This is a genomic window from Paracoccus methylovorus (assembly GCF_016919705.1).
Lineage (GTDB): Bacteria > Pseudomonadota > Alphaproteobacteria > Rhodobacterales > Rhodobacteraceae > Paracoccus > Paracoccus methylovorus.
In genome coordinates, this window is sequence record NZ_CP070371.1 from 656,674 (window position 1) to 671,505 (window position 14,832).

13 protein-coding genes are annotated in these 14,832 nt (G+C 62.0%); 11 read left to right on the forward strand and 2 right to left on the reverse strand.

Going from position 1 to position 14,832, the window contains the following annotated elements:
• Positions 1-8 precede the first annotated feature (8 nt).
• Positions 9-281 (reverse strand): DUF6522 family protein, encoded by a 273-nt coding sequence (locus JWJ88_RS16390; RefSeq protein ID WP_205296756.1) that lies wholly within the window; start codon positions 279-281, stop codon positions 9-11.
• A 158-nt stretch (positions 282-439) separates the two neighbouring features.
• Entirely contained in the window at positions 440-883 is a 444-nt protein-coding gene (locus JWJ88_RS16395) for a pseudoazurin (protein ID WP_205296757.1), read from the reverse strand.
• A gap of 326 nt (positions 884-1,209) precedes the next feature.
• Between JWJ88_RS16395 and JWJ88_RS16400 the strand changes: the two genes are divergently transcribed.
• The 11 genes from JWJ88_RS16400 to JWJ88_RS16450 all read left to right on the forward strand — a co-directional run bounded on the left by JWJ88_RS16400 (position 1,210) and on the right by JWJ88_RS16450 (position 14,746).
• Complete coding sequence (locus tag JWJ88_RS16400; protein WP_205296758.1) at positions 1,210-1,620, forward strand: hypothetical protein; 411 nt, start codon at positions 1,210-1,212, stop codon at positions 1,618-1,620.
• Positions 1,617-3,797 carry a NosR/NirI family protein gene (locus JWJ88_RS16405; RefSeq protein WP_205296759.1) on the forward strand — a complete coding sequence of 727 codons (2,181 nt, stop codon included), beginning with the start codon at positions 1,617-1,619 and terminating at the stop codon, positions 3,795-3,797. Before JWJ88_RS16400 ends, JWJ88_RS16405 begins: the two co-directional genes overlap by 4 nt.
• A gap of 18 nt (positions 3,798-3,815) precedes the next feature.
• Positions 3,816-5,774, forward strand: a complete 1,959-nt coding sequence (gene nosZ, locus JWJ88_RS16410) for a TAT-dependent nitrous-oxide reductase (RefSeq protein ID WP_205296760.1) — start codon at positions 3,816-3,818, stop codon at positions 5,772-5,774.
• A gap of 4 nt (positions 5,775-5,778) precedes the next feature.
• Positions 5,779-7,107, forward strand: coding sequence for a nitrous oxide reductase family maturation protein NosD (locus JWJ88_RS16415; RefSeq protein ID WP_205296761.1), 1,329 nt, complete (start codon positions 5,779-5,781; stop codon positions 7,105-7,107).
• Complete coding sequence (locus JWJ88_RS16420) at positions 7,073-7,972, forward strand: ABC transporter ATP-binding protein (protein ID WP_205296762.1); 900 nt, start codon at positions 7,073-7,075, stop codon at positions 7,970-7,972. Before JWJ88_RS16415 ends, JWJ88_RS16420 begins: the two co-directional genes overlap by 35 nt.
• Positions 7,969-8,793, forward strand: coding sequence for an ABC transporter permease (locus JWJ88_RS16425; RefSeq protein WP_205296763.1), 825 nt, complete (start codon positions 7,969-7,971; stop codon positions 8,791-8,793). The genes JWJ88_RS16420 and JWJ88_RS16425 overlap by 4 nt, the downstream gene beginning before the upstream one ends.
• Positions 8,790-9,365 (forward strand): nitrous oxide reductase accessory protein NosL, encoded by a 576-nt coding sequence (locus JWJ88_RS16430; RefSeq protein ID WP_205296764.1) that lies wholly within the window; start codon positions 8,790-8,792, stop codon positions 9,363-9,365. The genes JWJ88_RS16425 and JWJ88_RS16430 overlap by 4 nt, the downstream gene beginning before the upstream one ends.
• Positions 9,362-10,276, forward strand: a complete 915-nt coding sequence (locus tag JWJ88_RS16435) for an FAD:protein FMN transferase (protein ID WP_205296765.1) — start codon at positions 9,362-9,364, stop codon at positions 10,274-10,276. The genes JWJ88_RS16430 and JWJ88_RS16435 overlap by 4 nt, the downstream gene beginning before the upstream one ends.
• 287 nt (positions 10,277-10,563) lie before the next feature.
• Entirely contained in the window at positions 10,564-12,519 is a 1,956-nt protein-coding gene (acs, locus tag JWJ88_RS16440; RefSeq protein WP_205296766.1) for an acetate--CoA ligase, read from the forward strand.
• 206 nt (positions 12,520-12,725) lie between these two features.
• On the forward strand, positions 12,726-13,034 hold the full coding sequence (locus JWJ88_RS16445; protein ID WP_205296767.1) for a DUF485 domain-containing protein: 309 nt from the start codon (positions 12,726-12,728) through the stop codon (positions 13,032-13,034).
• Positions 13,035-13,078: 44 nt separating this feature from the next.
• On the forward strand, positions 13,079-14,746 hold the full coding sequence (locus JWJ88_RS16450) for a cation acetate symporter (RefSeq protein WP_240200375.1): 1,668 nt from the start codon (positions 13,079-13,081) through the stop codon (positions 14,744-14,746).
• Positions 14,747-14,832: the final 86 nt, after the last annotated feature.

The following is a 14,832-nucleotide window of genomic DNA, read 5'->3' on the forward strand; positions in this document are numbered from 1 at the left end:
AGGCCCCGTCAGCCCGCAGTGGCACCGCGCATCGGAACGTCGAAGCGCGCGCGCTTGAGGATCGTTCCGGTATCGTCGATGGTCAGCCGCAGGGCCTGTGCCTGGAAAAAGAAGGTCAGGCGATGGCGGCCGGCGTCTTCGCCTTCGCCGGTCTCGCAGCGGGTGGTTATGCGGTTTTCGCGCATCAAGCCGGGCACTTGCTCGGGTTCAAGCCCGAAGGCCGAGGCCAGTTCCTGCGCCTCGACAACGAAACCTTGGTCGGTCAGGTTGATCTTGGTCATGCTGTTTCCCCTTGCCGCCATCCTGGCTGACATATGGATATCCGCCGGGGGTTTTGCCATGGCCGAAAAGGCTTCGGGCTGATTTTCGTCAAGAATAAGGCGCGGACGGTATTGCCGCGCCGCGCCTGTTCCTGTCGATGACGGCTGCCAGGGCCGGCTCAGTTGACTTGCGCCAGTTCCGCGTCCATGCGCTCGCGCGCTTTCTTGGGCATCTTGGCCGTTTTGGCCACTTCGGCGTTCGCCGGCGCGTCGCCGACCTGCACGAGTCCGACCATGCCCATGCCGAAATGCGGTGTGCATTTCACGCCGTAAAGCCCGGGCTCGGTCACGGTCAGCGTATAGGATTCGTTGATCTTGCTTTTGAAGTGCTCGACGCCTTCGGGCAGGATTTCCTTGATCGCCTCGACGTTGTGGCTTTTGTCGGTCGGGATGAAGTTGATCACGTCGCCCGGCTCGGCCCGGACATAGGCCGGCTCGAACACCATGGCGCCGGATTCGCCTTTGTTGAGCATATGCACCTCATGAGTCGCGGCATATGCGGGGACAACAAGACCAAGCGCCAGCACGGTGCTGACGGCTGCGGCGAAGGATTTCTGGAACATCATGTTCTCCTTGGTGGTCCGGGCGGAAAGGCCGCCCGTCCCGCCTGTCCTAGCCTGCTGCAGCTCAGCGCAGCTTGAGATATGTCAAATGCCGAGGGAAAAAGTCGGATACTTAACCGGACAGATTGTCGCAGGGTGACTGCGACCGGCTGTCGCGTCCTGCCTTCAAGCTGGATCGTTTGATTTAAATCAACGTCTGGGCAGAGGTAACGGCCTAGACGGGCCTCATGTGCCGCCGCGCGATTCATAATCGGGTCCAAAGCCTTTTCGCCTTTGCCGCGATTTTCCTTCTGCTTCTCGCGGGGTGGATCGGGACGGGTGTTGCGATGCCTGCCCAGCTTGCCGGGGTTCTGACCGGCCCCTTGCATGAGGTTGCCATCTGCGCCGAAGGCCATGCCCGCACCATCTGGCTGGACGCCGAGGGAAATGAGCATTCCGCGCCGCAAGAGTGCCGCGACTGCCCGCTGTGCCACATGCCCGAACTGGCCGCCAACCCCGAACTGCGCCTGCCTGCCGGTTCGGATCAATGGTGGCGCCACGATGGGCAGCTTTTGGCGGCGCAGGTTCCTATTGTGGGTCGTGCCATATCTGTGTGGGCGCGCGGTCCTCCGTTTTCATTCTCTGCCTGGACCGTAGCGGTCCCGTCGCCTGCGAGCGACTGCCTGGGGCTTGGCGCGGCCAATCCGCGCCAGCCGATGCACGGGGTCTGGGCAACTGCCAGGGATACCCGAGCATGAAGATCTTCCGTTTCGTCCTGACGATTGCGCTGCTGCTGCTACCGGCGCTGCCGGCGACCGCCGAAAGCGTGCTGGAGCAACTGCTGCCCGACCAGAACGCGGCGGAACTGGTGCCGGGCGCCGACGGGTTCGGACCCATCAGCACTGAGTTGGCCGTTGCCCCGGTGCTGAAGGGTGGCGAGACCGTTGCCCATGCCTTCATCACCTCTGACTTCGTCGGCACCACGGGTTATTCCGGCAAGCCGATCCATACGCTTGTCGCGGTGGACAATGATGCGAAGATCGCCGGTGTCCAACTGGTCAAGCATTCCGAGCCGATCGTGCTGATCGGCATCCCCGAGGCCAAGATCAAAACGCTGGTCGAGGGATATACGGGGCTGGATCTGGTGGCCGAGGCGCAGTCCGGCGGCACCGCGCATGACGTCGAGATCATCTCGGGGGCCACGGTCACGGTGATGGTGATCGATGATTCCATCGTGCGGTCTGGTCTGAAGGTTGCGCGCTCGCTTGGCCTTGGCGGTCTGGTCACCGAGGCTGCTGCCAGCGGGCCGAAGTTCGAGATCAATCCTGAAGCGGTCCTTCCGGCCGATTGGCACGAGATGGAGGGTGACGGCACTCTGCGCCGGTTGGCGCTGGATGTCGGTCAGGTAAATGCGGCCTTTGCCGACAACGCCGATCCCCGCGCCGCCGAACGCGCGCTGACCGAGCCGCCCGAGACCACTTTCATCGAGATGTACGCCGGGCTGGTGTCGGCCCCCGCAATCGGTGAGGTGTTGCTAGGGCAGGCGCAGGATACGAACCTGAAAAACTGGCTCGTCGAGGGCGATCACGCGATAGCGGTAATGGGGCGTGGCCTCTACAGCTTCAAGGGGTCGGGCTATGTGCGGGGCGGTATCTTCGACCGCATCGTATTGATCCAGGACGATATCTCGGTTCGTTTTCTCGACCGCGACCATCGCCGGTTGAATGCCATCGCAGCCGATGGCACGCCGGAATTCACCGAGATGGATCTGTTCAAGATTCCCGCCGCTTCGGGTTTTGACCCGACGAAGCCCTTTCGCATTCAGTTGCTGGTCCAACGCGAAGTCGGGCCGATCGAAAAGGTCTTCCACACTTTCGACCTTGGCTATCAACTGCCGCAAAAATACCTGCGTGCCATTGCCGTTGCGCCAGAGGCCGCGCAACCTGCAGCCGAGCCGGACGAGGCGCAGGCTCAGGCCCAGTTGTGGAAACGCATCTGGCTGGATTCCAAGCTCAAGATCGCAGGCGTTGGTGTCATGCTTCTGGTGCTGACCGGGGTGTTCTTCTTCCAGAGTTTTGCCACCCGGAACGAGCGCGCATTTTATATCTTCCGCATGGGTTATCTGGTGATCACGCTGGTTTTCCTGGGCTGGTATGCCAATGCGCAACTGTCGGTCGTCAACCTGATGGCCCTGTTCGGCAGCCTCGTGAACGGCTTTAGCTGGCAGGCTTTCCTGCTTGATCCGCTGACCTTCATCCTCTGGTTTGCTGTGGCTGCCGCACTGCTGTTCTGGGGGCGCGGCGCCTATTGCGGCTGGCTTTGCCCCTTTGGCGCGCTGCAAGAGCTGACCAACCAGATCGCCCGCAAGCTGCGTATCCCGCAATGGACCTTGCCTTGGGGCCTTCATGAACGGCTGTGGCCGGTCAAATACATGATCTTCCTTGGGCTTTTCGGCGTCTCGTTGATGAGCATCGAGCGGGCCGAGCATTTAGCCGAGGTCGAACCCTTCAAGACCGCGATCATCCTGAACTTCGTCCGCGCCTGGCCCTTCGTGGCCTATGCGGCGGCACTTTTGATCGCGGGCCTTTTCGTCGAGCGGTTCTATTGCCGCTATCTTTGCCCCTTGGGCGCGGCGCTGGCGATTCCGGCCCGGATGCGCATGTTCGACTGGCTCAAACGCTATCACGAATGCGGCAATCCCTGCCAGACCTGCGCCCACCAATGCCCGGTGCAGTCGATCCATCCGACGGGCGAGATCAATCCCAACGAATGCATCAACTGCATGCATTGCCAGGTTCTTTACCAGTCCAAGACCACCTGCCCGGTGGTGATCAAGAAGTTGAAGCGGCGCGAAAGCATGGCTGCCGGCAGCGTGCCCAATTTGGGCAAGCCCCCGGCAGGTCATCCCAACGCCGCACGCAAGGTTGAAGTTTGAACCAGAAGGAGTTCGATCATGGAATCGAAACAGCATAAAGGTCTCAGCCGCCGCGCGCTGCTGGGCGCAACCGCCGGAGGCGCGGCTGCGGCCGGGGCTCTGGGGGGGCGGTTGGCACTTGGGCCGGCCGCGCTTGGGCTTGGCACCGCGGGTATCGCGACGGCCGCCAGCACTGGTGCGGCATTGGCTGCGGGCGGCGACGGGGCAATCGCTCCGGGCCAGCTTGACAGCTATTACGGCTTCTGGTCCTCGGGCCAGACCGGCGAGGTGCGGATCATGGGCATCCCGTCGATGCGTGAATTGATGCGCGTGCCGGTTTTCAACCGTTGTTCGGCCACCGGCTGGGGCCAGACCAACGAATCGTTGCACATTCATGATCGCACAATGACCGAGCGGACCAAGAAGCATCTGGCCGCGAACGGCAAGCGCATCCACGACAACGGCGACCTGCATCACCTGCACATGTCCTATACCGAGGGCAAATACGACGGTCGCTATCTGTTCATGAACGACAAGGCCAATACCCGCGTGGCACGGGTGCGCTGCGACGTGATGAAATGCGATTCGATCCTGGAGATCCCGAACGCCAAGGCCATCCACGGCATGCGTCCGCAGAAATGGCCGCGCTCGAACTATATCTTCTGCAACGGAGAGGACGAGGCGCCGCTGATCAACGACGGCACCACGATGGAGGACGTGTCCACCTATGTGAACGTGTTCACCGCCGTGAACGCCGACGAGATGGAAGTTGCCTGGCAAGTTCTGGTGTCGGGCAACCTCGACAACTGCGACGCCGATTATGAAGGCAAATGGGCGTTCTCGACCTCGTACAACTCGGAAATGGGTATGAACCTGGCCGAGATGAGCGAATCCGAGATGGACCACGTCGTCGTCTTCAACCTCGCCGAGATCGAAAAGGCGATTGCGGCCGGAGATTATCAAGAAGTCAACGGTTGCAAGGTTCTGGACGGCCGGAAAGAAGCCAACAGCCAGTTCACCCGCTACATCCCCATCGCCAACAACCCGCATGGTTGCAACATGGCGCCGGACAAGAAGCACCTTGTCATTGCGGGCAAGCTTTCGCCCACGGTGACGGTGCTTGATGTGACCAAGTTCGACGCGATCTTCAATGAAGGCGCCGACCTGCGCAGCCCGGTGGTGGCAGAACCGGAACTGGGTCTCGGCCCGTTGCACACCGCCTTTGACGGGCGCGGCTACGCCTATACCTCACTCTTCATCGACAGCCAGGTGGTCAAGTGGAGCCTTGACGAGGCGATTCGAGCCTATGCCGGCGAAAAGATCGACCCGATCAAGCAAAAGCTGGACGTGCATTACCAGCCCGGTCACCTCAAGATCGTAATGGGCGAGACGCTGGATGCCCGCAACGACTGGCTGGTTTGTCTGTGCAAGTTCTCGAAGGACCGTTTCCTGAACGTCGGCCCGCTGAAGCCGGAAAACGACCAGTTGATCGACATTTCGGGTGACAAGATGGTGCTGGTGCATGACGGCCCCACCTTTGCTGAACCGCATGATGCCATCGGCGTGGACCCTGCGGTTTTGTCGAATATCAAGTCGGTCTGGGACCGCAACGACCCGATGTGGGCTGAAACCCGCAAACAGGCCGAGGCGGATGGCGTCAACATCGACGAATGGACCGACACGATCATCCGCGACGGCAACAAGGTGCGGGTCTACATGTCCAGCGTGGCGCCCAGCTTCTCGATCGAGAGTTTCACGGTGAACGAGGGCGATGAAGTCACGGTCATTATCACGAACCTTGACGAGATCGACGACCTGACCCACGGTTTCACCATGGGTAACCACGGTGTCGCCATGGAGATCGGGCCGCAGGCGACTTCTTCGATCACCTTTACCGCCGCCAATCCGGGGGTCTATTGGTATTACTGCCAATGGTTCTGCCATGCGCTGCACATGGAAATGCGTGGCCGCATGCTGGTCGAACCGAAGAAGGCCTGACCTGATGCGCAGCCTGTCCTTAGTCCTTGCTCTGCTGCTTGCCTGGCCTGCGCTTGCGGTCGAGCATGCCGTGGCGCCGGGCGAGGGCGGCTTGGCAAATGCCATCGCCGGGGCTGCCCCCGGCGATGTGTTGCGACTTGGCGACGGGGTCCATATCGGCCCCGTCATCATCGACCGATCGCTGACACTCACCGGCACCCGCGCCGCTGTCATTGATGGCCAAGGCCAAGGGACGGTGGTTACCATTGCTGCCCCCGATGTCACGCTGCGCGGCTTTGCCGTTACCGGCTCGGGCATGGTGAACAAGGATCTCAATGCCGGGGTGAAGATCCTCAAGGGCGCTGACAGGGCGCAGGTCCTTGGGTTGAGGCTGACCGAAAACATGCATGGCATAGACGTGCATGGCGGCCGCGATGCCCGCGTCATCGGCAATGAAATTACCGGCACGCGCGACACGCGCATGAACGAACGCGGCAATGGCGTCTACGTCTGGAACAGCCCGGGCACTGTGGTTCAGGGCAATGTCATCCGCTATGGCCGCGACGGCATCTTCTCGAATACCAGTGCCGACAGCTTCTATCGCGACAATCTGTTTCGCGATCTGCGGTTTGCGGTGCATTTCATGTATACCCGCAACACCGAGGTGTCCGGAAATATCAGCATCGGCAACCATCTGGGCTTTGCCATCATGTATTCGGACCGGACGGTGATCCGCGACAATCTCAGCCTTGGCGATCGTGAACACGGCTTGATGCTGAACTATGCCAACAATGCCGATGTGTCGGGCAATCTGATCCGGGGCGGGGCTGCAAAGTGCCTGTTCATCTATAACGCGCACAAGAACCTGATCTGGGAAAATCGCTTTCAGGACTGCGGCATCGGTATCCATTTCACTGCCGGTTCCGAACGTAACGTGCTGACCGACAATGCTTTCATCGGCAATCGCGAGCAGGTGAAATATGTCGGCACCCGCCATGTCGAATGGAGCCATGAGGGGCGCGGCAATTTCTGGTCCGATCATCCGGGTTTCGATCTGAACGGAGACGGGATCGCCGATGGTGTTTATCGCCCGAACGATCTGATGGATCATATTCTTTGGTCGCAGCCGGCCGCCGCTCTTTTGACCGGATCGCCCGCTGTGCAGCTGATCCGCTGGAGCCAGCAAAGCTTTCCCGCAACCTTGCCGGGCGGTGTGCAGGACAGCGCGCCGCTGATGCGCCCCCTGACAATCCCTGTCCCCCCCGAGATCGAAGCTTACGAAGCCGAGGTCGCCGGGCGTTGGACAGAAGGAAATTACGATGACATCGACCTTAACGATCTCGCGACTCACTAAGCGTTTCCAAAACGTCGAGGCGCTGTCCCAGGTTTCGCTGGAACTGGGGCAGGGTATGCGTGTCGCGCTTCTGGGCCATAACGGCGCCGGCAAGTCCACAATGATGAAGATCATTCTGGGCCTGATACCCTTTGATGAGGGAGAGGTGCGCGTTTGCGACAGCGCCCCCGGTTCTGCGCAAGCCCGCACGCGCGTGGCCTACCTGCCCGAGAACGCCGCCTTTCATCCGGCGCTGACCGGGGAAGAGCAGATCCGCTATTATTTGTCGCTGCGCGGTGAAAACCCGCGTCAGGCCATGGAGCTTTTGGAGCGTGTGGGCCTTGCCCAAGCCGCGCACCGGCGTATCGGCACCTATTCCAAGGGGATGCGCCAGCGTGTGGGTCTGGCCCAGACCCTGATCGGGCGACCACGGCTTCTGGTGCTGGATGAGCCCACCTCGGGCCTTGATCCGGTGTCGCGGCGCGATTTTTATGCGCTCCTGGACGGGTTGGCGGCAGAGGGGGCGGCGATCCTGCTTTCCTCGCACGCGCTGACCGAGGTCGAGGCCCGCACCGACCGCATCCTGATTTTGTCTCAAGGCCGCATGGTGGCCGAAGGGACGCTTGCCGAGTTGCGCCGCCGCGCCGCCTTGCCGGTCGGATTGACCGTCACACCGGCGGCGGGTGCCGTCGAGGCGCTGGTCGCTGCCTTGCCGCAGGCACGTCGGACGGATGACGGCACGTTGCATCTGGCATGTGCGCAAGATGAAAAACTGGGTCTTTTGGCACAGATTTCCGGGCTGGGGGCACAGGTCGCAGACCTTGATGTGGTCCCTCCAAGCCTTGAGGATATCTATAGCCATTTCAGCCGGAGGGACGGGCAATGATCCGCCGCATCCTTTCCACCGCGATGCTGGAGTTCCGCATTGCGATGCGGAACCGCTGGGTTGCCATTGCGATCGGCCTGATGGTGATCTTTGCGCTGGTGCTGGCGGCCGCCGGGGCGGCGCCTACCGGGGATATCGGCGCTGATCGGTTGTCGGTCATCGTTGCCTCGCTGACCTCGCTTGCGGTTTATCTCGTCCCGCTTCTGGCGCTGCTGATGAGTTTCGACGCCATTGCAGGCGAGGTCGAGCGTGGCACCCTGCCGCTTTTACTGACCTATCCGGTTGCCCGGTCGGAGGTGCTGATCGGCAAGCTGGTGGCGCATATGGCGATTCTGGCGCTGGCGGTGGGGGCGGGCTATGGCGCCGCCGCGCTGGCCGCGATCTGGACCGATCCGGCTTCGCTTGCCGGAGTGCCCGCGCTTTGGCGTCTGATGTGGAGCTCGATACTGCTGGGGGCCACCTTCCTTGGTGCGGGCTATGCGCTTTCCAGCATCGCGCGCCGTCCCTCGGGCGCGGCGGGGCTGGCAATCGGCCTGTGGCTGGGGCTGGTCGTGCTTTACGATCTGGGTCTTCTGGCGTTGATCGTTGCCGATGGTGGCGGCAGTTTCACCACTGAAGTGCTGCCCATCGCGCTTTTGGCCAACCCTGCCGACGCATTCCGCCTGTTCAACCTGTCTGCGGCCGAGGCGACTGCCGCCGCCGCCGGCGTCGGGGGGGCCGCTGCAACGATACCGCTCTGGCAATCGGCGGCCTCTATCCTTCTTTGGCCGCTGGCCGCGCTGGGTCTGGCCATTGCCGCATTCCGAAAGGTTACGCCATGAGAGTTGCGCTGATACTGGCGCTGGTCCTTGGGCTGGCCGCCTGTCGCGACGAGGTCGCGCAGGATATCTCTCCGGTCGAGTTCACTGCCGAGACGGCGGGGCATTTCTGCCAGATGAACTTGCTGGAACACCCCGGCCCCAAGGCGCAGGTGCATCTGGAGGGGATGCCGGGCACGCCGCTGTTTTTCAGCCAGGTGCGCGACGCCATCGCCTATGCCCGGATGCCGGAACAGAGCCACCCGATCCTGGCGATTTATGTGAACGACATGGGTAAGCCCGGCGCGACTTGGGAAGAGCCGGGGCAGGGCAACTGGATCCCCGCCGAGGACGCCTTTTACGTGATGGGCTCTGCCATGAAGGGCGGGATGGAGGCACCCGAGGCGGTGCCCTTCTCAAGCCGCGAAGCTGCCGACACCTTTATCGCCGCCCAAGGTGGACAGGTGCTGCGGCTGGACGAAATCCCCGATGAGATGGTGCTGACCCCTGAAGAAGTCGTGCCCGACAGCGGTTCGGACGACGATTATCTGGACCGTCTGCGCGCACTGAGCAAACCCAAGGAGCCCGCGACATGACCCTTTCTCGCCGTCGCTTTCTGAGCATTACCGCCGCCGTGGCGCTGTTGCCGGGAGGGCTGCGCGCCCAGCCCGGCCGCCATTGGGTCGGACAGGCGCTTGGTGCCCGCGCCTCGATCCGCATCGACCACCCTGAGGCTGAGGCGATCACCTCGCGTTGTCTTGCAGAGATCGACCGGCTGGAAAATATCCTCAGCCTTTATCGCCTGGACAGTGCGCTTGTGCGTCTGAACAGGGAAGGCGCGGTGGATGCGCCACCGTTTGAACTGCTCGATTGCCTGTCATTGGCCGGTGCTGTGCATAGGACCAGCGACGGGTTGTTCGACCCCACGGTGCAACCGCTCTGGTCGCTTTGGGCCGAGGCTGCGGTGGCCGGTCACCGTCCTACGCCAACTCAGCGCCGCGCTGCGCTGGAGCGCGGTGGTTGGGACAGGGTGCGGCTGGATTCCGGCCGCATCGCGTTGGAGCCGGGGATGGCGTTGACGCTGAATGGCATCGGTCAGGGCTATGTCGCCGATCGCGTTGCCGCGCTGCTGGAGGAAGAGGGGCTGAGCAACATCCTGATCGACACCGGCGAGTTGCGGGCCGTCGGGTCCCGGCCGGATGGCGCGGATTGGCCGGTCCGGCTGGCCGATGGCGGCGCGGTAGGTCTTAACGCGCGTGCGCTGGCGACATCCGCCGCTCTGGGCACCAGCTTTGATGAGGCTGGCCGAGATGGCCACATCCTCGATCCGCGTAGCGGTGCGCCTGCGCGTTCCGTCTGGCGATCGGTCAGCATCTCGGCCCCCAGCGCGGCGTTGGCAGATGCGCTGTCCACGGCCGCATGCCTGACCGGAGACCGGCGGGAAATCCAGATATTGCTGGACCGGTTCGCCGGCGCCAAGCTGGAGGCAGCCCACCCGCGGGCATGACCTTGGTCGATCCGCTTTTCACGCCGTCATGCGACAACCGCATGGCGGCGTTTGTGCGTGCCGGAATGACACGCGCAGGTGTATTCTGACGCATCTGTGAACATTTTACAAAAATGCTGATTTTATGGTCAATTTATTAACTAAATTCTCCATATAAAAAAAGGGTTTACTGAAAAACAAAAGTCATATTAACATCTCACGCAATCGGTGTGTGATGCCTGTTTTTGCGCCTTGAGGAGGGCGCGGGCATCCCGAACCGAGCGGATCGCGAGTAGAGGAGGCGCGTCGTGTCTGTTGAAAATGTTGCGAAACATCCGGTTCCATCGGGCTTCGAGGATGCTTTGGTCAAGCCGGCTGACTATGCCCGCATGTATGCCGAATCGATCTCGGACCCAGAGGGATTCTGGGGGCGCGAGGGCAAACGTCTCGATTGGATCGAGCCTTATACCAAGGTGAAGAACACTGATTTCACCTTGGGCCAGGTTTCGATCAAATGGTTTGAGGACGGCGTCCTGAACGCCTCGGTCAACTGTATCGACCGCCACCTGCCCGCGCGCGCCAATCAGACCGCAATCATCTTCGAGCCTGATGACCCGAACCAGCCCGCGCGACACATCACCTATGCCGAGCTGTCCGAAAAGGTGAACCGTTTCGCCAACGTGCTGCTGAGTCAGGGTGTGATGCGCGGCGACCGGGTGGTGATCTATCTGCCGATGATCCCCGAGGCCGCCTATGCGATGCTGGCCTGCGCGCGGATCGGGGCCATCCACTCTATCGTGTTCGCCGGCTTCTCGCCCGATGCGCTGGCGAACCGCATCAATGACAGCGGCGCCAAGCTGGTCATCACCGCCGACACCGCGCCCCGCGGCGGCCGTCGCACCGCGCTGAAGTCGAACACCGACGCGGCCTTGCTGCATTGTTCGGACCGGGTGCGCTGCCTCGTCATCAAGCATACCGGCGACCAGACCACCTGGATTGATGGCCGCGATGTCGATGTGCTGGCGATGATGGAGCAGGTGAGCCCGGATTGCCCGCCGCGCCCGATGAATGCCGAAGACCCGCTGTTTGTCCTTTATACCTCGGGTTCCACCGGCAAGCCCAAGGGCGTGGTCCATTCGACCGGCGGCTATCTGCTTTATGCCGCGATCACCCATCAATACGTCTTTGACTATAAGGACGGCGATATTTTCTGGTGCACCGCCGATGTGGGTTGGGTCACCGGCCACAGTTATATCGTCTATGGCCCGCTGGCCAACGGCGCCACGACGCTCATGTTCGAAGGCGTGCCCACCTGGCCCGATGCCGGCCGCTTCTGGGCCGTGTGTGAAAAGCACAAGGTCAACCAGTTCTATACCGCGCCGACCGCCATTCGCGCGCTCATGGCACAGGGACCGGAGTGGGTCGAGAAACACGACCTTTCCAGCCTGCGCGTGCTGGGCACGGTGGGCGAGCCGATCAACCCGGAAGCCTGGATCTGGTACGACAAGCATGTGGGCAAGGGCCGTTGCCCGATCGTGGATACCTGGTGGCAGACCGAGACGGGCGGCCACATGATCACTTCTCTGCCCGGCGCCATTGAGGCCAAGCCGGGCTCGGCCACGCTGCCCTTCTTTGGCGTCAAGCCGCTGTTGTTGGACGCGCAAACCGGCGTGTCGCAAGACGGCAATGGCGTCGAGGGCGTGCTGTGCATCTCGGATAGCTGGCCGGGGCAGATGCGTACCGTCTGGGGCGACCATCAGCGCTTCATGGAGACGTATTTCCAGCAGTATCCGGGCTATTATTTCACTGGCGACGGCTGCCGCCGGGACGAGGATGGCTATTACTGGATCACGGGCCGGGTGGATGACGTCATCAACGTCTCGGGCCATCGCATGGGCACTGCCGAGGTCGAATCCGCCCTCGTGGCGCATGAGAAAGTGGCCGAGGCGGCGGTGGTCGGTTATCCGCACCCGATGAAAGGGCAGGGTATCTATGCCTATGTCACGCTGATGAACGGCGTCGAACCCACCGATGATCTGCGCGCCGATCTGGAAAAATGGGTGCGCACCGAGATCGGGCCCATCGCCAAGCCCGACCTTATCCAATGGGCGCCGGGCCTGCCCAAGACGCGCTCGGGCAAGATCATGCGCCGCATCCTGCGCAAGATCGCCGAGGACGATTTCGGCGCCTTGGGCGATATTTCCACGCTCGCCGATCCCGGCGTTGTGGATGATCTGATCGCGAACCGGATGAACCGCGACTGACGACCGGGGGCCGGCAGCAAAAACGCGTCGGCCTCGGATAAGACAGTGATGGCCATGGGCGCAACGCCGCGCCCATGGGTTGGCTGCGGCTTGGCTGGAGGGCCCGCCGCCTGCTGACAAATTTTCAAGGAAAGCTCCGTCTCGCCGGGTATCGCCGGCGCGGCCGAGAAGACCGCAAATCGTGGCAGTGGAGGAGCTCGACCCCGATGCAAGACAATCTGGCCGAACGGATCGCCGCAGATCCGAATTATCAACTACTGAAAGCGAAACGATCCCGCTTTGGCTGGATCCTGACCATTGCGATGCTTGTCGTTTATTACGGCTATATCCTGATGATCGCTTTCGACAAGGAACTGCTCGCCACCCGGATCGGTGACGGTGTCATGACCTGGGGCATCCCGCTGGGCTTTGGCGTGATCGTCTTTACCATCATCATCACCGGCATCTATGTGCGCCGCGCGAACGGCGAGTTCGACGAACTCAGCGAGAAAATCCGGCGGGAGGCGCTGAAATGAACCACAATATCCTGCGCAAGGGCCTGTTGGCCGCACTTCTGGCGATGCCGGGTGCAGCCATGGCGGCCGATGTCATCCAGGGGGCCGAGAAACAACCGACGAACTGGACCGCCATTGTCATGTTCGGTGTTTTCGTCCTTGGCACGCTTTACATCACCAAATGGGCCGCCTCCAAGACGAAGTCGGCTGCGGATTTCTATACCGCAGGCGGCGGCATCACCGGTTTTCAGAACGGTCTTGCCATCGCCGGAGATTATATGTCGGCTGCCTCTTTCCTGGGGATTTCGGCGGCGGTCATGATCTCGGGCTATGACGGGCTGATCTATTCGATCGGCTTTCTTGTCGGCTGGCCGATCCTGACCTTCCTGATGGCCGAGCGGCTGCGCAACCTCGGCCGGTTTACCTTTGCCGATGTGGCGGCTTTCCGTTTCGCCCAGACTCCGGTCCGCATCTTTGCGGCTTCGGGAACGCTGGTCGTTGTGGCCTTCTACCTGATCGCGCAGATGGTGGGCGCCGGCTCGCTGATCCAGCTTCTGTTCGGGCTGGATTACTGGATCGCCGTGGTGATCGTCGGCGCGCTGATGATGGTCTATGTCCTGTTCGGCGGCATGACCGCCACCACCTGGGTGCAGATCATCAAGGCCTGCCTGCTGCTGGGCGGCGCCACCTTCATGTCCTTCATGGTGATGTGGCACTATGGCTTCAGCCCCGAGAGGATGTTTGCCGATGCCACGCGCGTGAAGGCCGAGATTGCCACTGCCGGTGGCGCCACCGCCGAAGAAGCGGCCGTGGCTGGTCAGTTGATCATGGGACCGGGCACTTTCATCAAGGACCCGATCTCGGCAATCAGCTTCGGTATGGCGCTGATGTTCGGCACCGCCGGCCTGCCGCATATCCTCATGCGCTTTTTCACCGTGCCTAGCGCCAAGGAAGCGCGCAAATCGGTGATGTGGGCGACTGGCTGGATCGGCTACTTCTACCTTCTGACCTTCATCATCGGCTTTGGTGCCATCACCTTCGTGCTGACCAATCCCGAGTTTCTCGACGGGTCGGGTGGTCTGATCGGCGGCAGCAACATGGCGGCTGTGCATCTGGCCCATGCGGTCGGCGGCAATATCTTCCTGGGCTTCATCTCGGCCGTGGCCTTTGCCACCATCCTTGCGGTGGTTGCCGGGCTGACACTCTCGGGTGCCTCGGCGGTCAGCCATGACCTGTATGCGACCGTCATCAAGGACGGCAACCCGCCTCCCGGCAGTGAACTGCGCGTCTCGCGGATCACCACCATCGGGCTGGGCATTGTCGCGGTCGTGCTGGGCATTGCGTTCAAAAACCAGAACATCGCCTTCATGGTGTCGCTGGCTTTCGCGGTGGCTGCCTCGGCGAACTTCCCGGTGCTGTTCATGTCGGTGCTGTGGAAGGACTGCACAACGCGCGGCGCAGTGGTCGGTGGCTTCCTGGGACTGATTTCCTCGGTCGTGCTGACGGTGCTGTCGCCCTCGGTCTGGGAAGCGACGCTGGGCAATCCTGCCGGATCGGCGCCCTTCCCCTATACCTCGCCGGCGCTGTTCTCGATGACGTTGGCCTTCCTGGGCATCTGGCTCGTGTCCAAGATGGACAATGGCCAGCGGGCGCGTATCGACCGGGCTGGTTTCCCGGCTCAACAGGTCCGGTCGGAAACCGGGATCGGCGCTTCGCAAGCTTCGTCGCACTGAAAATGCCGGCCCGTCCCCCTTGGGGCGGGCCATCTTCGTTCCGGATCGGGCCTTGTCCAGTTCCGGTGTCCGGTTTTCGGAGGGGG